This window comes from Peiella sedimenti (assembly GCF_030504955.1).
In the GTDB taxonomy this organism is placed as follows: domain Bacteria; phylum Pseudomonadota; class Alphaproteobacteria; order Caulobacterales; family Caulobacteraceae; genus Brevundimonas; species Brevundimonas sedimenti.
Genome location: NZ_JAUKTR010000006.1, coordinates 42,087 through 60,413, shown reverse-complemented (window position 1 = coordinate 60,413; position 18,327 = coordinate 42,087). Strand labels below are relative to the sequence as shown.

At 69.0% G+C, this 18,327-nt stretch carries 19 protein-coding genes and 1 tRNA gene; 6 read left to right on the top strand and 14 right to left on the bottom strand.

Annotation, left to right across the window (positions count from 1 at the left end):
- Positions 1-46: 46 nt before the first annotated feature.
- The 6 genes from Q0812_RS12770 to Q0812_RS12745 all read right to left on the bottom strand — a co-directional run bounded on the left by Q0812_RS12770 (position 47) and on the right by Q0812_RS12745 (position 4,817).
- Positions 47-994: an ABC transporter ATP-binding protein gene (locus Q0812_RS12770; protein ID WP_302110734.1), complete on the bottom strand. Its 948-nt coding sequence runs from the start codon at positions 992-994 to the stop codon at positions 47-49.
- Positions 991-1,386 (bottom strand): GntR family transcriptional regulator, encoded by a 396-nt coding sequence (locus Q0812_RS12765; protein WP_302110733.1) that lies wholly within the window; start codon positions 1,384-1,386, stop codon positions 991-993. Before Q0812_RS12765 ends, Q0812_RS12770 begins: the two co-directional genes overlap by 4 nt.
- 158 nt (positions 1,387-1,544) lie before the next feature.
- Positions 1,545-2,816, bottom strand: a complete 1,272-nt coding sequence (locus tag Q0812_RS12760) for a lysozyme (protein ID WP_302110732.1) — start codon at positions 2,814-2,816, stop codon at positions 1,545-1,547.
- Between the two features lie 89 nt (positions 2,817-2,905).
- Positions 2,906-4,318 carry a magnesium transporter gene (gene mgtE, locus Q0812_RS12755; RefSeq protein ID WP_302110731.1) on the bottom strand — a complete coding sequence of 471 codons (1,413 nt, stop codon included), beginning with the start codon at positions 4,316-4,318 and terminating at the stop codon, positions 2,906-2,908.
- Positions 4,319-4,372: 54 nt separating this feature from the next.
- Positions 4,373-4,457 (bottom strand) — tRNA-Leu (locus Q0812_RS12750).
- Between the two features lie 51 nt (positions 4,458-4,508).
- Positions 4,509-4,817: a FliM/FliN family flagellar motor switch protein gene (locus tag Q0812_RS12745; RefSeq protein WP_302110730.1), complete on the bottom strand. Its 309-nt coding sequence runs from the start codon at positions 4,815-4,817 to the stop codon at positions 4,509-4,511.
- 9 nt (positions 4,818-4,826) lie between these two features.
- Here Q0812_RS12745 and lipB point away from each other — a divergent pair, with 9 nt between their 5' ends.
- Positions 4,827-5,543 (top strand): lipoyl(octanoyl) transferase LipB, encoded by a 717-nt coding sequence (gene lipB, locus Q0812_RS12740; RefSeq protein ID WP_302110729.1) that lies wholly within the window; start codon positions 4,827-4,829, stop codon positions 5,541-5,543.
- On the opposite strand, the gene Q0812_RS12735 is transcribed toward lipB, so the two are convergent.
- Both Q0812_RS12735 and Q0812_RS12730 read right to left on the bottom strand, forming a co-directional pair.
- The gene (locus Q0812_RS12735; RefSeq protein WP_302110728.1) at positions 5,519-5,905 is read right to left on the bottom strand and encodes a DUF805 domain-containing protein; all 387 of its coding nucleotides are present in this window, start codon (positions 5,903-5,905) and stop codon (positions 5,519-5,521) included. The two genes, lipB and Q0812_RS12735, sit on opposite strands and share 25 nt — an antisense overlap.
- A gap of 1 nt (position 5,906) precedes the next feature.
- Complete coding sequence (locus Q0812_RS12730; protein WP_302110727.1) at positions 5,907-7,877, bottom strand: acetyl-CoA carboxylase biotin carboxylase subunit; 1,971 nt, start codon at positions 7,875-7,877, stop codon at positions 5,907-5,909.
- A gap of 133 nt (positions 7,878-8,010) precedes the next feature.
- On the opposite strand from Q0812_RS12730, the gene Q0812_RS12725 reads away from it, so the two are divergent.
- Both Q0812_RS12725 and msrB read left to right on the top strand, forming a co-directional pair.
- Complete coding sequence (locus Q0812_RS12725; RefSeq protein WP_302110726.1) at positions 8,011-9,477, top strand: hypothetical protein; 1,467 nt, start codon at positions 8,011-8,013, stop codon at positions 9,475-9,477.
- Between the two features lie 83 nt (positions 9,478-9,560).
- Entirely contained in the window at positions 9,561-10,049 is a 489-nt protein-coding gene (gene msrB / locus Q0812_RS12720) for a peptide-methionine (R)-S-oxide reductase MsrB (RefSeq protein WP_302110725.1), read from the top strand.
- Here msrB and Q0812_RS12715 read toward each other — a convergent pair.
- The gene (locus Q0812_RS12715) at positions 10,046-11,188 is read right to left on the bottom strand and encodes an MBL fold metallo-hydrolase (protein ID WP_302110724.1); all 1,143 of its coding nucleotides are present in this window, start codon (positions 11,186-11,188) and stop codon (positions 10,046-10,048) included. The genes msrB and Q0812_RS12715 overlap by 4 nt on opposite strands.
- A gap of 133 nt (positions 11,189-11,321) precedes the next feature.
- Between Q0812_RS12715 and Q0812_RS12710 the strand changes: the two genes are divergently transcribed.
- Positions 11,322-12,140: a winged helix-turn-helix domain-containing protein gene (locus Q0812_RS12710; RefSeq protein WP_302110723.1), complete on the top strand. Its 819-nt coding sequence runs from the start codon at positions 11,322-11,324 to the stop codon at positions 12,138-12,140.
- 3 nt (positions 12,141-12,143) lie between these two features.
- Here the strand turns inward: Q0812_RS12710 and Q0812_RS12705 are convergent, their stop codons facing one another.
- On the bottom strand, positions 12,144-12,542 hold the full coding sequence (locus Q0812_RS12705; RefSeq protein WP_302110722.1) for a cupin domain-containing protein: 399 nt from the start codon (positions 12,540-12,542) through the stop codon (positions 12,144-12,146).
- Positions 12,543-12,648: 106 nt separating this feature from the next.
- A complete protein-coding gene (locus tag Q0812_RS12700) occupies positions 12,649-13,107 on the bottom strand; it encodes a hypothetical protein (RefSeq protein ID WP_302110721.1) in 459 nt (152 codons plus the stop codon).
- A gap of 344 nt (positions 13,108-13,451) precedes the next feature.
- Between Q0812_RS12700 and Q0812_RS12695 the strand changes: the two genes are divergently transcribed.
- Positions 13,452-14,135 carry a hypothetical protein gene (locus tag Q0812_RS12695; protein ID WP_302110720.1) on the top strand — a complete coding sequence of 228 codons (684 nt, stop codon included), beginning with the start codon at positions 13,452-13,454 and terminating at the stop codon, positions 14,133-14,135.
- Between the two features lie 2 nt (positions 14,136-14,137).
- Here Q0812_RS12695 and Q0812_RS12690 read toward each other — a convergent pair whose 3' ends face one another.
- On the bottom strand, positions 14,138-14,884 hold the full coding sequence (locus Q0812_RS12690) for a glutaredoxin family protein (protein WP_302110719.1): 747 nt from the start codon (positions 14,882-14,884) through the stop codon (positions 14,138-14,140).
- 74 nt (positions 14,885-14,958) lie between these two features.
- Here Q0812_RS12690 and Q0812_RS12685 point away from each other — a divergent pair, with 74 nt between their 5' ends.
- Positions 14,959-15,372: a MerR family transcriptional regulator gene (locus tag Q0812_RS12685; protein WP_302110718.1), complete on the top strand. Its 414-nt coding sequence runs from the start codon at positions 14,959-14,961 to the stop codon at positions 15,370-15,372.
- A gap of 2 nt (positions 15,373-15,374) precedes the next feature.
- Here the strand turns inward: Q0812_RS12685 and Q0812_RS12680 are convergent, their stop codons facing one another.
- Both Q0812_RS12680 and Q0812_RS12675 read right to left on the bottom strand, forming a co-directional pair.
- On the bottom strand, positions 15,375-15,788 hold the full coding sequence (locus Q0812_RS12680) for an OmpA family protein (RefSeq protein WP_302110717.1): 414 nt from the start codon (positions 15,786-15,788) through the stop codon (positions 15,375-15,377).
- 26 nt (positions 15,789-15,814) lie between these two features.
- Positions 15,815-17,641, bottom strand: a complete 1,827-nt coding sequence (locus Q0812_RS12675; protein ID WP_302110716.1) for a hypothetical protein — start codon at positions 17,639-17,641, stop codon at positions 15,815-15,817.
- Positions 17,642-18,327 lie beyond the last annotated feature (686 nt).

The following is an 18,327-nucleotide window of genomic DNA, read 5'->3' as shown; positions in this document are numbered from 1 at the left end:
TCCAGCACTGCCCAGAAGCCGGGGGGGGATTTGAGAGAGTGCTCGGTCACCGCAGTTCCTTCGTGCGCATGAGCGCCGTCACGGCTTGATCCAGTCCGAGCGGCGTCGCCGACCGGACTACGCCCCCAGAGGCCTCGATGGCCTGTTCAACGGTTCGCTTGTCGCCCCAGACGGTCCACTGGATTTCCCGGCCGCTGCGGGCGCGTGCGATCACTTGCGCGTCGAGATGGGCGGGGCCAGCCCACCCCTCCGGCCCATCGGCGCGGTAGATGAGGAGCTGGCTCTGCAGGACTTCGCGGGGCGTCTGGAGAATGAGCCTGCCCGCCCGCATGATGCCCACGTGATCGGCGAGACCCTCGACCTCGTAGGCATGGTGCGTCGCCAGCAGCACCGTCCCGCCGGTATCCGCCAGGTGCTCTGACAGCAGGCCGAGAGCCTCGTCGCGCATCTCCGGGTCGAGGCCGTCGGTGGGCTCATCGAGGATCAGCACGGGGGGCCGATGCGACAGGGCGCATACCAGCTGAAAGCGGCGCGTCTGCCCCTTAGAAAGGCCGCGAATGCGCGCGTTCAGGTCAAGATCGAGTCGCTCCGTTAGGTGGCCGACGTAGCTGGCGTCCCAACCGGGATAGTAGCCCCCGAGAAGCGACAGGAACTGCCCAATGCGCAGCCAGGGGAACGCCGCCGTCACGCTTCCGGGCATGTAGCCGATCTGCGCCCTCGCCATGGCGCCTTGCCGATGCGTGTCGAGTCCGAGCACCTCCGCACGGCCCTCATCGGGCCGAACCAGATCAAGAAGCGCGGTGAGCAGCGTCGTCTTGCCGGCGCCGTTAGCGCCCGCAAGGACGTAAACGGCGCCCTCGGGCACCTGCAGGCTTACCGCGTCCAGGGCGAGCGCGGCGCCAAAGCGCTTGGTCAGGGCATGCGTCGATACGGCGAAAGGCCCCTGCAAGCCCGTCGGCAACACGTATTCGGCGGTGGGAGTAATGGGCGTCATCGGTTCTGGGCCTTGACGGGAAAAGTATCGGAGGCGCTGAGACGTTGGATCGCCTCGACCAGCTCATGAACGTCGACGCCGTGGCGGTACGCATCCACCAGGGCCCTTTCGGCCACTTCCACCGAGCATTTCGCGGCGGATGCGAGGGGGGCGTCCCCGGCGGAGATGAAGGTGCCCTGCCCGCGGCGGACATAGACCAGGCCAGCGCGCTCCAACTCTCGATAGGCCTGAGCGACTGTATTCGGGTTTAGCCGGAGCTCGGCGGCCAGTTGCCGAACGGACGGCAACGGATCGTCCGGGCGAAGCGTACCGACCGCCAAGCCGCGGCGGACCTCATCCATTATCTGGACGTAGATCGGTCTGGGATCCGCAGGGTTGATCTGAACAAACATTGCATGGCGATATGGTGTACTATGCCACTAGTACACCGTCAGCGGGGCGGGTCAATCCCGGAACCACGATGCGGAAGGATGGACCAGGCGTGGCGGCTTCACCCGTGTGAAGCCCCACAGCCGTTCGGCGCGGTTTAATGCGCCGACTTCCTTGGCGCCTACTCTTCGCCGGCCACGCGCTTGAAGAGGTTATAGGCCGACAGGCCGACGCAGACCGAGCCGATCAGAGCCAGAACGCCAGAGATGGCCGTGGTCTCGTCCACGAGCCCCGTGGAGGCCGGACGGTCCAGGTTGAAGCCCGCGATGGCGGCGCTCCAGGAGGCCAGGCCCACCCCGCCCATGGCGATGAAGGCGGCCGTGTCGCCCAGGCTGAAGCCTCGACGGCCGGGTTCCCCCTCGTCCGCAAGGGGTTCCTCTTCAGTCGTGGTGACCAGGGGGCCGAGATCGACGGGGTTCGTTTCGGCTTCGAACAATACCGGGTGCTCGTCGTAGGCCGCCGGCTGGGGCGGCGCCAGGACCGGCTCGGGTTCGATCTCGGGCTGTTCCGGCTCGGGGCCCTCGTCATTGTCCGGGGTCAGGACGAAGGGCTCGGGCGCGCGGGGCGCCTCCACCTCGGGCTGGAAGTTCGCGGCGGGCGGCGGGCGGAAGCCGACCAGCGGCGCGGCGCCGATGAAGGTCTGGGACAGATAGGCGCGCTGGACGGGCGCCGAGGCCGGGATCACGGTCGGAGCCGGCGCAGCCTGAGGCTCCAGCTCGGGCTCCGGCGCCAGTTCAGGCTCAGGCTCAGGCTCAGGCTCAGGCTTCGGTTCCGGGTCTGACTTGTGTGTAGCGTCCGGCTGCGGAAACACAGGCGTCTGAACCACGGCCACAGCTTCCGCACCCATGGGGATCACCGCCCCGGCAGGAATGTTCAGCGGCAGGCCCTCGCGGGCGCGGGCGTCCTCAATGGGCGCCAGAAGGGCGCTGGGCGACAGGGCCGCGCCCGGGTCGGACAGGTACAGCGCTCGCTCGGCGGCGCGGCGGCGCACCAGGGCGTCCAGCACCACCGGACGACCATCCACCAGGACCTGGCGCCAGGCCTCCATGGCCATGGCGGCCTCAGCGTGGCGCCCCTCGGCGGCCAGGCGGAGCGTCTCGCTCCCTCCGAAGGCCTCGAGACCGATGTTGAAGGCGAAACAGGTCAGGGCGTCAAAGCGGGGTTGATTGGCGAAGTCGCGGGCCAAGTCGTTGATCCGCGCCACGACGGGGATCAGGTCCCACAGCAGGAGCGCCTCGGCGTCCGCCTCGGTGACGACGGCGCCCTCGCGCGCCGAGGCGATGTGGCCGTAGCCCACCGTCCAGCGCCCGTCGGCCAGCCGCGCGGCCTGGGGCCGGAAGCCCTCGAAGCCCTTCAGCAGCTCCAGTCCGGTACGGGAAAGCTTGAAACCCATCGCCCTTGAAACGGCCTTGTCTGACATTGACCCGATCTGGGACGCTTTCGCCCCTCGGGACATCAGGTCAGCAAGAGACGCGCCGTTCCCTAGAGCAGGATCAGGCCGGCCAGCGCAAGGAAGCTGAAGAAGCCGATGGTGTCGGTGGCCCATGTCACGAAGACGGGAGACGAGACCGCCGGGTCGCGTCCCATCCGATCCAGCAACAGCGGCGCCAGCGTTCCGGCCAGGGCGGCCGCCATCAGGTTGATGATCACCGCCAGGCCGATGGTGAGGGACAGGGCGGGCTCGCGGAACCACAGCCAGGTGGCGCCGCCCAGGAGCAAAGCCACGCCCACGCCGTTCAGAAGGCCCACCATGAGCTCACGCGAGACGACGCGTAGGGTGTTCGAGGCGTTCAGTTCGCGGTTGGACAGGGCGCGCACCGCCACCGCCAGCGCCTGGGTGCCAGCATTGCCGCCGATGGACGCCACGATGGGCATCAGCACCGCCAACGCCACAAGCTGCTCGATCTCGGCGCGATAGAGCGCGATCACGGTAGAGGCGATGAGGGCCGTGCCAAGGTTTACCGCCAGCCAGGGGAAGCGTGAGCGCACCACGTCCATGACGCCGGCGTCTCGGCCAGCATCGGACACGCCGGCCAGGGCCAGGATGTCCTCCTGGTTTTCTTCCTGGATGATGTTGACGATGTCGTCGACGGTGATCTGGCCCACCAGCCGTCCCGACTGGTCCACCACCGGCGCAGAGATCAGGTGGTACTTCTCGAAGACGTAGGCGACCTCTTCCTGGTCGAGGTCGACGGCCACCTCATTGATGGGCTCCATCAACTCCGACAGGGCGACCTCGCGCCGGGCGCGCAGCAGGTGGCTGACCGGTACGCCCCCCACCGGCTTGAAGCCCGGGTCGACCACGTAGATGTCGAAGAACAGCTCAGGCAGGTCATCGCCCTGGGCGCGCATGTGGTCGATGGTCTGACCGACGGTCCAGAATTGCGGCGCGGCCATGACCTCGCGCTGCATCAGGCGGCCGGCGGTGTCCTCGCCATAGGCCAGCGAGCTTTCGATCACCGCCCGTTCACTCTCGGGCATGGCGGCCAGCACCTCGCGGCGACGCTCGGCGTCCAGGTCTTCGACCAGGGCCGCGGCGTCATCCGAATCGAGTTCCTGCAGGGCCTCGGCCAGAGCGCCCGGAGTCACTTCCTCGAGGATGTCCTCCCGAATGCCGTCGTCCAGCTCGGGCAGGGTCTCAGCCAGCAGCGCCGGCGGCACCCAAGGCAGCACCTCCGAACGATGCGCCTGGGACAGGAATCCCATCAGGTCGGCCACGTCCGCGGGGTGCAGGGCGGACAACAGATCGCGCAGACGCATGCCGTCGCCGCGGTCCGCGGCGTCGACGACCATCTCCACATATTCGGACGTGAGGGCGTAGTCCTCGCCCAGCGCGATGTCCTCGAGGTCGTCCCCGGGCGTCGCGGCGTTGGCCTGGAGAAGGTCTTGGCTCATCGCTTAACCCTCCTCCGACTCGTGTTCAGGCTAGATCAAAGCCTAGTCCGGCGATGGTGCGGTCGAGAAGACTCGAACTTCCACGGGTTGCCCCACAGCGACCTCAACGCTGCGCGTCTACCAATTCCGCCACGACCGCACGCGCCGGGAGCGCGGGCATAGCGCAGCGCCTCTTGATTGTGAAGGGCGTCTAGGCCTGGCCCGCCATGAAGTCGTAGACGTCGGCCGGCCCGGTCACCTGGATGGCGATGCGATCCTCGCTGATCAGTATCTCCCCGCGCGCGACGGGGTGATTATTGGCCAGAATCCACACTTGGTCGTCCTGCTTGGCGTCCAGGCTAATGACGGCGCCGCGCCCCATGCGCAGCAGTTGCTGCATGGGAATCGCCGCCCGGCCTACGACCACCGAGATTTCGACGTTGACGGCTTCAACCTGGGACACGCTGCGAACAACCTTTGGCCTTGTGGCGCGCTTGCGCCGCGCGCCGTTCAGGCACATTGAGCCGTCATGCTTGATGAGCGGTTAAGCGGAGCCTTGGCCAAGCTGAGGCGCGCGGATGGGCGCCAGGTGGAGTGGGCCGTGTCGACGGGCCTGGTCCCCTATCCTGACGCCGTGGCCGCCATGGAGGCGCGGGCCGCGGATATCGTCGAGGGCCGGGCGAACGAGCGGATCTGGCTGCTGGAGCATCCCCCCCTCTACACGGCGGGCGTTTCGGCCAAGTCCGACGACCTCCTGACGCCGGAGCGATTCCCCGTGTTCGAAAGCGGCCGCGGCGGCCAGTTCACCTATCATGGGCCTGGCCAGCGGGTGGCCTATGTCATGCTCGACCTGCGAGCGCGGGGCCGCGACGTGCGCGCCTTCGTCCAGGGGCTGGAGGCTTGGCTGATCGGGGCGCTGGCCCGATTCAACGTCGAGGGCGGCGTGCGGGAGGGCCGCGTAGGCGTGTGGGTCGACAGGATGGGCGCCGGCTGGTCGCGCGAGGACAAGATCGCCGCCATCGGCGTGCGCGTGCGCCGCTGGATCAGCTTTCACGGCGTGGCGTTGAATGTGGAGCCGGACCTCAGCCACTTTGACGGGATCGTCCCCTGCGGCATCCGCGAGCACGGCGTCACCAGCCTGGTGGACCTCGGACTGCCGGTGACCATGGACGAGGCCGACGCGGCGCTGAGAGCCGCATTCGAAGACGTATTCGGTCCGGCTCAGACGGTCGCCGGCGGCCCGTAGCGGTTGAAGGCCTTCTCGCCCGGCAGGCTGGCCAGGGACAAGGCCGCGACCACCACGATCAGGGCCGCCAGATGGTCCAGCCAGCCGTCGGGCCAGGGCCAGGCCCAGATGAAGAGCAGAAGCAGCGGCGCCGACCACCATCCGCTACGCCCTACATCGTGCAGGCGCTTGGCCAGCACGCAGACCGCCGACACAAAAAGGGCGGTATAGACGAGCCACGCCGTCAGCAGGCGCGGCCAGCCGCTGAACAGCCCCTGATAGAGCGCCAGCGCCACGATCAGCGTCGCCGCGCCCACGAGGAAGGCCCGGCGGCCCATGCGGCCCGTGGATGAGAAGAACAGCTCCCCCCAGTCGCGGGGCATGTCAGGCGAACTCGATCAGCACGTCGTCGGCCGCGACGCCGTCACCCGGCTTGACGTTGACCGCCTTGATGGTCCCGTCGCGCTCGGCCTTGATGACGTTCTGCATCTTCATGGCTTCGATGACGCAGAGGGTCTCGCCCGACTTCACTTCCTGACAGGGGGCGACGTCCACGGTGATCATCAAGCCGGGCATGGGCGAGACGACGAGGCGCGAGGTGTCCACCGGCGCCTTTTCCGGCAGGCGGGCGTAGAGCGCCGCCACATCGGGCGAAAGCACCCGCACGCGCGCCTGGGCGGCGCGGTGGCGGATGTCATACCCGTCAGCCGCGCGCCTTACCGAAAGTGCGAAAGGACGGCCGTCGACGACGCCCGACAACAGCCTGTCGCCGGGCTTCCAGTCCAGCTCGGCCGCCTGAATCTGGCGATCACCCTCCTCCGGCAGGGCGACAGTCATCCCAGCCGCATGGCGCGTGACCCGAACCTGGCGGACCTCCTTGCCGATCATCACCGACCACGCGTCGCGTCTGGGGCCGCGGACGCCTTGCATCCAAAGGGCGGCGACGGTCATCAGATCCGCCTGGTCGGGCCGCAGCGGCAGGCCGTGGAAGCCCTCGGGGAACTCGTCGCCGATGTAGCTGGTGGCCAGTTTGCCGGAGCGGAAGCGGTCCTGGTCCATGACGGCGGCCAGGAAGGGCGCGTTGTGGCCGACGCCCTCCACGTCCAGCCGCTCCAGCCCCTCGGCCATGGCGTCGATGGCGGCCTCGCGGTTCGGACCCCAGGCGCACAGCTTGGCGATCATGGGATCGTAGAACATCGAAATTTCGTCGCCCTCGCGCACGCCGGTGTCGTTGCGCAGGCGCCCCGCGCCCGAGACGGTCGGGCCCTCTTCCGGCGGCCGGTAACGGGACAGCCGCCCGATCGAGGGCAGGAAGTTGCGGTAAGGGTCCTCGGCGTAGAGGCGGCTCTCCATGGCCCAGCCGTCGATCTTCAGGTCTTTCTGGGCGAAGGCCAGCTTCTCCCCCGCGGCCACGCGCAGCATCTGCTCGATCAGGTCGACGCCCGTGATCAGTTCGGTGACCGGATGCTCCACCTGGATGCGGGTGTTCATCTCGAGGAAATAGAAGGACTTGTCCTGACCGGCCACAAACTCGACCGTCCCGGCGCTGTCGTAGTTGACGGCCTTGGCCAGGGCGACGGCTTGGGCGCCCATGGCCATGCGGGTCTTCTCGTCCAGCAGGGGCGACGGCGCCTCCTCGATGACCTTCTGGTTGCGGCGCTGGATAGAGCATTCCCGCTCGAACAGGTGGACCACATGGCCGTGCTTGTCGCCCAGTACCTGGATCTCGATGTGTCGCGGGCTCTCGATGAATTTCTCAAGGAAGATGCGGTCGTCGCCGAAGGCGCCCATGGCCTCGGCCTTCACGGCGCGGAACCCCTCGGCCATTTCATCCCGGGACCAGGCCACGCGGATGCCCTTGCCGCCGCCGCCGGCCGAGGCTTTGATCATGACCGGATAACCGATCTCCTCGGCGATTTTCACCGCATGGTCGGCGTCCTCGATCAGGCCCATGTGGCCCGGCACGGTCGAGACGCCCGCCTCGGCGGCGAACTTCTTGGAGGTGATCTTGTCCCCCATGGCCTCAATGGCCTCGGGGTTAGGGCCGATGAAGACGATTCCCTCGTCCCGCAGACGCCGCGCGAAGGCGGCGTTCTCCGACAGGAAGCCGAAGCCCGGATGCACTGCTTCGGCGCCGGTCTGGCGCACCGCGTCGACGATCTTGTCGGCCAGCAGGTAGGACTGGGCCGCGGGCGGCGGGCCGATCAGCACGGCCTCGTCGGCCATTTCGACCGCCAGGCTGTCGGCGTCGGCCTCGGAATAGACCTGCACGGTCTTCACCCCTAACCGGCGGCAGGTCTTGATGATCCGCACCGCGATTTCGCCACGGTTGGCGATCAGTATCTTGGAGAACACGGCCGGACCCCAACTTGCTCAAAGCGACGAGTGGGGGTGCTTAGACGCCGCCCGCGGGCTTGGCAAATGACCAGCGGGACGGTTTAACGGCGCCTTCGGTCGCCATTCCATGACGTGACGGAGCTTAAGCTTGATGCGAACCGCCATCGCCACCCTGACCGCCGCCTTCGCCCTCGCGGGCGCCGCGCAGGCCCAGCAAACCGATTGGAGGGCCGCGGCTCTTCAAGATCTCCAGGGCATGCATGACATCCTGGCCGCCAACCATCCGGCCGTGGTGGTCGATCAGGACAGCGCCCAGTTCCGCACCTGGCTGGCCCAGGGTCTGGCCGAAGCTCAAGCCAAGGCCGATCAGGTCAACAGCGCCAACGCCTACGCCTATCTGCTTTCGTGGTACGCCAACGGCTTTGGCGACGGCCTGATCGAGGCCGAACCGAACTGGCAGCCCCAGCCCCGCTGGTTCGGCGTCGCCTGGCCCGAATTCGCCACCGAATGGCGCAACGGCCAGTACGTCGTGTCGTGGGTCAAGCCCGGCGCCCGCCGCACGCCGCCCGTCGGCGCCGTCCTGCAAAGCTGTGACGGCCGCACCGCCGACGAGGTCGCCCGCCGCCGTCTGGACGGCTGGGAAGGCGACCTGGACCTGGACGGCGACCGTGTGCTGACCGCGCCCTACCTGTTCTGGGATCGCGCCAACCCCTTCGCCGGCGGCCTGCCGGGCAACTGCGACTGGCGCGTGGGCAACAGCCGCCGTGACCGCAGCTACGAATGGACCACCGGCTTCGCCACCGAGGACGAGCGCCGCGCGGCCTACAACGCCTCGGTGTTCGTGGCCCCGCAGAACCCGCTGGGCGTCGAACAGTGGAACGGCGGCTACTGGCTGCGCATGAACACCATGAGCGAGCATCCCGATTGGGAAGGCTTCTTTGGCCAGGTGGAGGCCCAGCGCGAGCAGATCCGCAACGCGCCCTTCGTGGTCATCGACCTGCGCGGCGCCGAGGACGGCCAGGCCAACTTCGGCTACCGCCTCGCCAACCGCCTGTGGGAGCCGGAATTCGTTCAGGCCAACCAGGTGCAGAACCCGACCATCGTCCACCGCGTGACGCCGGCCAACCGTCAGTTCTTCGTCGAGACGCGCGACCGGGTGTTGCAGGACCCCTACTTCGTCAGCACGGCGCCGTTCATCCAGTCGATCATCGACGCCTATGACGCGGCCGCGGCGGCCGGCCAGACCACCTTCACCCAACCCATGCCGCCGGCTCCGGAAGTGGCGGCTCCCGCCAATCCGATGCAGGGCCGCGTCATCGTTCTGACCGACGCCTGGTGCTCGGGCGGCTGCCTGGACTTCATGGACCTGCTGACGCGCCTGCCCAACGTACAGCAGGCCGGGCAGGCCACCTCGGCCAGCAGCATCTTCATCGAGCCGACCCGCGTGGCCCTGCCGACCGGCAACGCCTGGCTCTATTACGGCCACAAGGCCTGGACCGACCGGCCGCGCGCTTCGGGCCAGCCCTATGCTCCGGCCCCTGGCCTCACCTACACGGGCGACCAGGCCAACGAACAGGTCTTCCGCCAGTGGCTGCAGACGGCGCTGGGCGCCGGCTGATCCTGCTGAATGACTGACCATGAAGGGCGGGGCCGCAAGGCTCCGCCCTTTTTGTTTTGGTGCGAGGGTCCCATATCGAACCCATGACCCAAATCGGCTCCGGATTTGACCTCACGCCGCCCACCGCCGACGAGCGCGCGCGCCTCGAAGCCACGCTCGACGCCGAGGAGCGCCGCGTCCTGCTCAACCACGGCACTGAAGCGCCCTTCTGTGGCGGCCTGCTGAACGAAATGCGGTCCGGCGAATACTGCTGCCGTCTATGTGGCCTGCCGCTGTTTCGGGCTCAGCGCAAATTCGAGAGCGGCACGGGCTGGCCCAGCTTCACCGAACCCTATCACCCCAGCCATGTGCGGGGGGTCGAGGACACCAGCTATGGCATGCGTCGGATTGAGACGCGCTGCGCCCGCTGCGACAGCCATCAGGGCCACGTGTTTCCCGACGGGCCTCCCCCGAGCGGACTGCGCTACTGCATCAACTCGGTGTCCCTGGAGTTCGTGGCCGACGAGGCCCCCTACCCCGACCCCTTAAGCCGGGGCGACAGCGATGCCGGGGGCAAGGGACCGCAGATCTAGCTGGAAGGCGGCACCGCCGGCGGCGGCGGGCCCAGGGGCTCGCCCTTGAGCTCGCGATAGGCGCTCTGCATCAGCGGCTCAAGCGCATAGCCGTCGAACCAGAAGCGCAACCAGGCGTCGTCGCCCGCGAACAGGCGGCGCTGATCCTCGAAAAGGTCGTCCGGCAGGGCCTCGTTCATGGCCTCGAAGGTTTCGTACTGACCAACCAGCGGGGCCAGCCGCTCCTCGACGGTGCGCTGCAGGCCGATAAGCTGGTCCAGATAGGCCCGATCCCGCAGCATCTCGCCGTGGCCGGGGATCAGCACCTCGAACGGCATGGCCTTGATCTGTTCGATCACGGAGGCCCACTCGCGCGGATACATGTTGAACATGTAGGGCACCGGCCAGACGACGATGTCGCCAGCCGCCACGATGCGCTCGTTCGGCAGCCAGACGATCAGGTCGCCGTCGGTGTTGCCCCGCCCGATCTGCATGATCTCAATCGGCCGCTCGGCGTCCGCCAGGGTCAGCCGCTCCGAGAAGGTCATGGTCGCCGGCACGACCCAGGTGCCCGCCTGATCGGCGCCCATAAGAGCCAAGGCTTCAGCGGCGAGGCTGTAACCACGCACCATCTCCGAAGCCGCGCCTTCCTCGCCGGCCTTCTGGCGGGCGTCCTCCACGTAGGCGTTGAAGCGCTCGCCGTTGTAGGCGGGATCTGGCCGGCGCGGCACCTGCCGCCCGATGCGCAGGTCGAAGTCACGGGCCGCCTCCTCCGTGGCGATGATCTCCGCCCCCGGCCAGGCCTCGATGATCGCCGCCAAGCCCAAGGGGTGGTCGTTGTGCCAGTGGGTGATGATGACCGACTTCACGGGCTTCTGGCTGATGCGGCGCACGTGCTCGACCACACGCCGTCCCGACCCGTAGGACGCCCCTGAGTCCACCAGGACCAGCCCGTCCGACTGCTCGATGATCAACACATTGCCGACGACGCCGTAGAAGTTCGGCCTCGCCTGGCGCAGCAGGGTCACGCCGGGCGCCACGGCCTCGGCCACGTGCATGTAGGCGCGCGCGCCCTCGGTCGGCTCGGGCGGCGACTGGGCGGCGGCCGGCGTGGTCATGGCGATGGCGGCCGCCGAAGCGGCCAGAAGCAACAGTCGCATGGCGAACTCCCCTCGTTTCGGCGCAGCCTCCCGCGAGCCATCGCCTCATGGCCACTCAAGTTTGCATAAAGATCAGATCGCGTTTGAAAGCTCAGCCTTGGCGGCGAGGCCCCGCAGCGGCAAAGTCACCCGCATGGATACGAGTCTGCCCACTGACGACCAGCCCCTCCCGACAGGCGAGGGCGAGCCGACGCCCATAGTCGTCGGGGACTGGGTGTTCGATCCAGGCGCCAACACACTTGAAAAGGCTTCAGGCGAGCGGCGCAGACTCGAGGATCGGGCCGCGCGCACCCTGCTGTTGCTGGCCCAGCGGCGCGGCCGCTTCGTGGGCCAGGACGAAATCGTCGCCAGGGTCTGGAACAAGCGCGCCCTTAGCCCCAACAGCGTGGCGATGGTCATCCGTGATCTGCGCCGGGCGCTGGACGACGACGCCCGCAATCCTCGTCACATCGAGACCGCGCCCAAGAAAGGCTACCGGCTGACGGACCCGTCGGCGCCGCCGCTCGGGGCCGCGATGGGCGCCGAACGCCGCATAGGCAGCCTGACAATGCTCGTTTCCGCGGCGGCCGCGGTGGTCATGGTCTGGGCCGCCGTCGCCGCCATCGGACCCTCGCCGGTCGAGGTGCGGGTCGTGCCGGTTACAAACGCCACAGGACAATCCGGCCTCAATCCCCTGACCGTCTCAGTCACCGGCCTGATGCGCGCCGATCTTTCGGACGAAGCGCGCATCCGGCTGACAGAGCGCGGCGACGACGCCATCGTCGTCACCGGTGAGATGGTCATCTGGACGGGCCACCCTGCGGTCGGGCTCACCGCCACTGACCCGCGCACGGGTCAGATCCTTTGGTCCGGCATGGCCTCGGGGCCCGAGCCCATGCTCCCCCGGCAGGTCCGGGCAGAAATGCAGGAACTCGGCCAGCTGCTGCGTGAGGGCGAAAACGAAAAGGGCTAGCCCCTACTCCGTCGTGCGGCCGTCCCAGTGTTCCTCGTCCTTCTCGGCCTCGGGCTTGGTGTGGTGGACCACGTCAAGGCGATGCTCGGGCGGACCATACAGCGTGTAGACCTTTAGGCCATCGGGGCCCGCGATGACGTTGTGGCGCGCGCCGGCGGGCACGATGGCCACGTCGTCGTCCTTCACCGGGTTCTCCGCCCCGTCGATCACCACGGTGCCTGAGCCCTCCTCCACGCGGAAGAACTGGTCACGGTCGTCGTGAACCTCCTCGCCGATCTCCTCGCCCGGCTTCAGCGCCATCAGCACCAGCTGCAGGTGCTGGCCGGTGTAGAGCACGCGGCGGAAGTCGGTGTTCTCGACGGTCAGCTTCTCGATGTCGGCGACGTAGCCCTTCTTGGCCATGAGAGCGGCTCCTTGCAGGTCGGTTCGGGGATGGCTTGACCATAAATGGAAAGCGGCCCCGCTGGTTGCAACGGGGCCGCTGTCACGCGTCGGATTTCCAGCGCGCCTAGAGCGCCGCGGCGGCCAGGGCCACCTGATCCGGGCTGTCGATGGGCGTGGCCTCGCGACCGCCGATCAGCGAGCCGATGGCTCCCGGCTGGCGCCCATTGTTCAGACCGAGCGCCGTGGCTGCCTCACGCGCCGCCTCGCCCAGGGCCAGGATCGGCACGCCTTTCTCGCGGGCCGTGGCCATCAGCTTGTCCAGTTCGCCCTGGCCGGCGGCGCCGGCGTCGCTGGCTTCGGGCACCACCAGGCCGACCAGTCCGCCGCTCTCCAGATCCTGCACGGTCGCCGTGGGCAGAATGGACAGGCCCTGGGCCGTCGACATGGGGGCGTTGGACACGGCCATGGGGGCCAGGCTCACCCCCTCGGCCTGAAACGCCTGCTCGACCGGCGTCAGACCCTGCCAGTCCATGCCGGGGCGCATGACCAGGCCGGCGCGGGCGCGGATCGGGGTGCGCGGCATACGGCCGCGATGCGGACGGCCGGATTGAGCATTGGCGGGCTTTCGGGCGGCGGATGATGCGTACAAAATAGTCTCCTTTAAGTTTTCCATCACGATCACGCGGAACAGCACACTAAGACCGAGATAGAATCGGAAGGCGCAACCGGACCGCTGAAAGCGCGATGACACAGGCGGTGCTGATGCCCCGCCTGGATATGACTCACGCTGATTTCGTGTGCATTCAACCTAGAGCCTTGGGCCACCTGAATCAACCGCCGAACCGCAAAGGTTTTCGTCTGGTCACCCACGCGCTTCGGAAACAGGAGGCTTGGCGGTAAGCTGGCGTAACGCCGTTGGAGGACGCCATGCATCGGTTGATATTCGCCCTCGCCGCCACCCTCGCCGCCGCCCCCGTCATGGCCCAGGACCCTGCGCCCCTGCGATCCCGGACCGAGGAGATGCGGCTGGAGGGCCGTCGCGGGCCCAGCCTTCTGCAGCCGGGCTTCGCTGTTGGCGAATACGTCGGCTTCTCGCGCGGCAGCGCTCGATCCACCGCCATTCCCCTGCGCCGCAGCCAGGTCTCGAACGTGCAGATGCAGGTGGAGGCCCCGAGCCTGGGCGGCGCCGTCCAGGGCGCCTGCGAGGGCGGTCAGGCTCACACGCGCCTGTTGTGGATCACCTTCGAGCGTGATGACCTCAGCTATGTCTGCCGCTTCTCCGGCGCGGCGCCCGCCGACGCTCAGATGAGCCTGGCGCTGGCGCGGGGCAGCCTCATGGCCCGGCTTCAGCAGCCCCAGCGCGCCGGTGAGATGACCTGGAACGGCGTCACCTACCGCTTCGAGACCCGCCGGGTCGGCGACCTGCCCTGGGGCGGCGGACGCGTCATCGGCTATGTCATCAGCCGCGACGGCGTCGACGTGGCGGGCGTCGCGCTGGGCGGCCTGCAGCCCACCTTCTACCTGCCGCCGGCCGGCTCGCCCGACCGCGACCCGGCCGCCGTTTTGGCCATCAACCTGTTCCTGTTCCAGGATCCGGCCAACCAGATGTAGGCCTACATCGGCATGGCCGGCATCCAGACGGCCATGCCGATCATCATCAGGTTTTCGGTCAGCGACACGAAGCCCAGCGGCACGTTGGACGAGCCGCCCACGCAGGCGCATTTCAGTTCGCGCCTGTCGATGTAGACGGCCTTGAACACCGAGGCCGCGCCGATACCGCCGATGAACAGCGCCACGGGCGCCGACAGCCAGGTCAGCACGCCCGCCAGCATCAGCACGCCCGCGCCCAGTTCGGCGAACGGGTAGACATAGCCATAGGGCGGCCAGCGCTGGGCCAAGAGGTCGTAGTTCAGGAACATGGTCGAGAACTTCTCGACGTCCTGCAGCTTGAGCATGGCCAGCAGACACATGGCCGCCGCGATGAACGTGGGCAGGATCACCCATGAGGCCAGGGAGCCGAAACGCAGCCAGACGACGGCAGCGGCGATCAGGGCCGCCACGGCGAACACGGCCAGCACCGGCGTGTAGCTGGTCGCGCCTTCCTCGGGCACACGCGCGCCGAAGAAGCGGCGCAGGTCGTCATAGCCGCCGATCCGCCGGCCGCCGATGAAGGTCTGGGGCGTGGTCTTCACCTCGTGCTCGGCCTTGAAGGCGTCGGTGGCCTCGCGCGTGGTCAGGTGGCGGTCCTCGACGCGATAGCCGTGGCGCTTCAACAGCCACAGCGCCTTGCGCCCATAGGGGCAGACATGGTCGGGCATGACCATGCGATAGAGGACGGCGGTCTTTTCAGGGGCGGACATGATCGGGTCTCCAAGCTTGAGGGGTAACGGTCCGCGCCCCATGTAGGGTCCGTACTATGGTACGGAGTCAAGGGATGCCCTCTTCACCCGCTGGACTGACCATCGGCGCCCTGGCCAAGGCCGGCGGCGTGGGCGTCGAGACCGTGCGCTACTACCAGCGCCGCGGCCTGTTGCGCGAACCGCCGCGCGCCGGCCCCGGCCCCGACGGCGGCGTGCGCCGTTACGGACCCGAAGACCTCAGGCGTCTGCGCTTCATCCGCCAGGCCCAGGGCGCGGGCTTCACCCTGGAGCAGATCGGCGAGCTTCTGACCCTCGACGCGGGCGACGACCGGAGCCGCGCCCGTGAACTGGCCCAGGCCCGCATGGCGGCGCTGGACGAGAAGATCTCCCAGCTTCAGACCGCCCGCGCCGCCCTGGAGCGGCTGGCGCGGGACTGCGCGCGGAAGGACGGCGGGCCCTGCCCCATCATCACCGCGTTCGAAGCCTAGCCCTACCAGCCGCTGTCCGGTCCGACGGTGATCTCGACGCGGCGGTTCATGGGCTCGGCCGTCTTGGCGGCCACAGCCGGCCGCGCCGCGCCGAAGGCCTGGGTCGTCATGGTCCCCTGGGGAATACCGGCCACCGCCAGATACTCCCGCACGATGAGCGCGCGCCGCTGGGACAGCCCCACGTTCTCCGCATTGTCGCCCTCCGCCGCGTCGGCGTGGCCGGCCAGGATCACCCGCGGAGCCGAGACCCGGCGCAGCAGCTGCACATAGGCTTCCAGGGTCTCGCGTGAGGCGGCGTTGAGCGCGTCAGAGCCGCTCTCGAAATAGACGATCACCGGCGGGATATTCTGTCGGGCCGTGGCGGCGCCGGGCAGTGACATGGCGACAAGGGCGGCAAGGGCGAGAAGCAGACGCATGGGAATGTCCTAAGGCTTTGGAATGACTACGGCGCGGCGGTGGGTGTGAAGTCGAGCCGCCGGATCTCACGCACCCCCTCGGCGGTCATCCGGGCCTCGATCAGCTCATAACCCAGGAGGGCGAACAGGCGCTGGCCGACGAAGACGGCGCGGGCGTTGCGGTGCCAGGCCGCACACGAGGCCTGGCATCGGTCGTCGCGGCGCGGGGCCTGGCTGGGGCTGAGACGCCCGGCGTCAGACAGACGCTCGCCCTCGCGGCGCAGAAGGATCAGGTCCGGCGGCGACAGCGGCGCCCCCGCCGCGAAGGCCATGAGGCCGCGCCCGTCGCTGTCGGCCCGGTAGAGGAAGGGATGCTCGCGCGTCTGGTGCTCGGCCACGCCGCTCAGCGTCTGGGTCGCGCCCAGCCGGGGCGCATCAAGGTCGGCGACGGTCAGCGGCAGACCCGCCCCGGCCCCCAGGGCCACCACGTCCTCGCCCGCGGGCGCCAGGCGATAGACGCCGTCGCGGACCTCGAACGCCTGAACCCCGCCGGGCGGGTCCGGCGCGATCACCAGTCGCGTCTGCTGGTCCCGGGCGCCGTCGGGCCGGTAGGCGTAGACCAAGGCGCCTCCGATGACCCGGGCCTGGAGCGTGAAGTCGTCGCTCTCGCGCGGCAGGAATTCATAGGCGTCCAGCGGCGCGGCCGAGGCCCCGTCGCCGAAGCCGCTGATGGGCAGGCGCGCCAGGGCCGGACGTCCCTCGGCGAAGGCTGGAGCCAAGCCGGCGTCGGCGGGGCCGTCCGGCTCCAGCATGACATGCAGGGCGTCGCCCTCGGCGCTGAGGCCAATGGCCGCCTCGTTGGCGGGCCGCCCTCTCACCTGCACCGCGGCGGGCCCCTGATCACCGTGGGGAATGCGGTATAGCCACAGCGGGTCTGAGATCCCGGCGCCGCCCGCCGCCCACAGATAGGTCGCGTCGGCGGCCACATGGACCGCTCGGGGGCTCTGCCCCAGCGTCGCCGAGCCGTCGCAGGCCAGGGTCGCGCCGCCCAGGTCGCAGCGCACCACGATCGCCATGCCCAGCCGCGCGCCGGCGCCCGCCGCCATCAGGGGCTGGGGCGCGAAGACCTCGTCGGGGCTCACCAGGCGTTGCGGCTCACCCCCCTCCGTCCCCAGGCGGCGCAGCAGCGGCAGGCGGGCCAGGGTTTCATCGGCGTCGTCGGCGCCGTCGCGCCAGGCGTAGAGGATCAGCCGCCCATCGACGACGCGGGCGGTCACATAGGGTCCGGCCTGGACCAGCTGGTGCGTGTCCAGCCAGCGCAGCCGGCCGTCGGTCCCGAGGCGAAACCGGCTGAGCTCCGTTCCCCCGCGCTCGGCGCTGTAGGCGACCACGGCCAGCACGTCGCCGACGGCGAAGACCTGCTCGGTCCAGTCGCGCAGGGCCATGGCGCCGGGCGCGAAGGCCGGGACCGCGTCCACGACGCGCAGTTCGTCCCCGCCCGCAGCGATGCTGAACAGCCGCCCGCGCCGCAGCACAACCAGGTGCTCGCCGACCGCCGCCACGACCCCGCCGACGTCGACGCCCGGCGCGGGGGTGGAGGCGTCGACAGCCAACAGCCCCGGCGGATCGTGCTCGATGGGCCCCTGGGGCGCCGGGCGATCCATCATGCCCGGGATGGGGCGGTCGTGGTGCGACCTGGGCAGGGGCGGCGGCGGAGGCGGCGGGGGCGGCGCCTCGACCGGCGCGGGCTCGGTGCTCAGAAAGCTGTGCAGCGCGGCCTCGTCGGCGAAGGCGGGCATCGCCTCCTGGGCCAGGGCTGCGGCGGGCGTGAGGGCGGCGACCGCCCAGGCGGCCAGCAACAGGTTCTTACGCACGCGATCCCTCCGTCACCGGCCCCACGGAACGTTATCCAGGTTTTTCCGCGTGTTCCAGGCTTCATCTGCGGCGCCGCCGCCTCAGGCGCGCCGGGGGTCTGACGGACCCGTCGATGTAGGACATGGCTGATCGCCCCGCGCCTTCGGCTGCGGAGTTAGGATGGAGAGGCGGCGGAGCGCCGGGCCTTCGCCCGGTGGTCTCGTTATAGGTGGTACCGGGTTCGGCTGGGGCCGCCGCTGGGTTTTCCAGGCCCAGAAGCTGGTCAGCGCTCCGCGGTTCGTCAGGCTTGGCCGGCCTTCTGTTTAGGAAGGCGCTGTCGGAGCAGACCCGCCGGCGGGGCGGGCCCGTCGGGCCTGGGTATGCCAGAATGGGCCCGAAGCCCTCTCCCCCCCAAGCTGTGGCCAACCGGCGCGGCCAAACCGCCGGTCCCGATTTTTGCTCTCCGTTCGACCCAACGAAGCCCCAGGGCCGCACGAGCCGCCTGCGCATACGGCCTCTCCGCCCCGGAGCCCGCTTAGAGTGCGGGATGCGCGAGGGGGTGGGGGTAAGTCGGGGGTGTGGGGCGGGTGACGCGTGATTGATCAATGACTTGGCCAGCGGCGATAGGGGGACAACTCAGCGCCTTCTGTCTCCTCCCTATGCGAAGCATGGGGAGGTGGCTGCGAGCGAAGCGAGCAGACGGAGG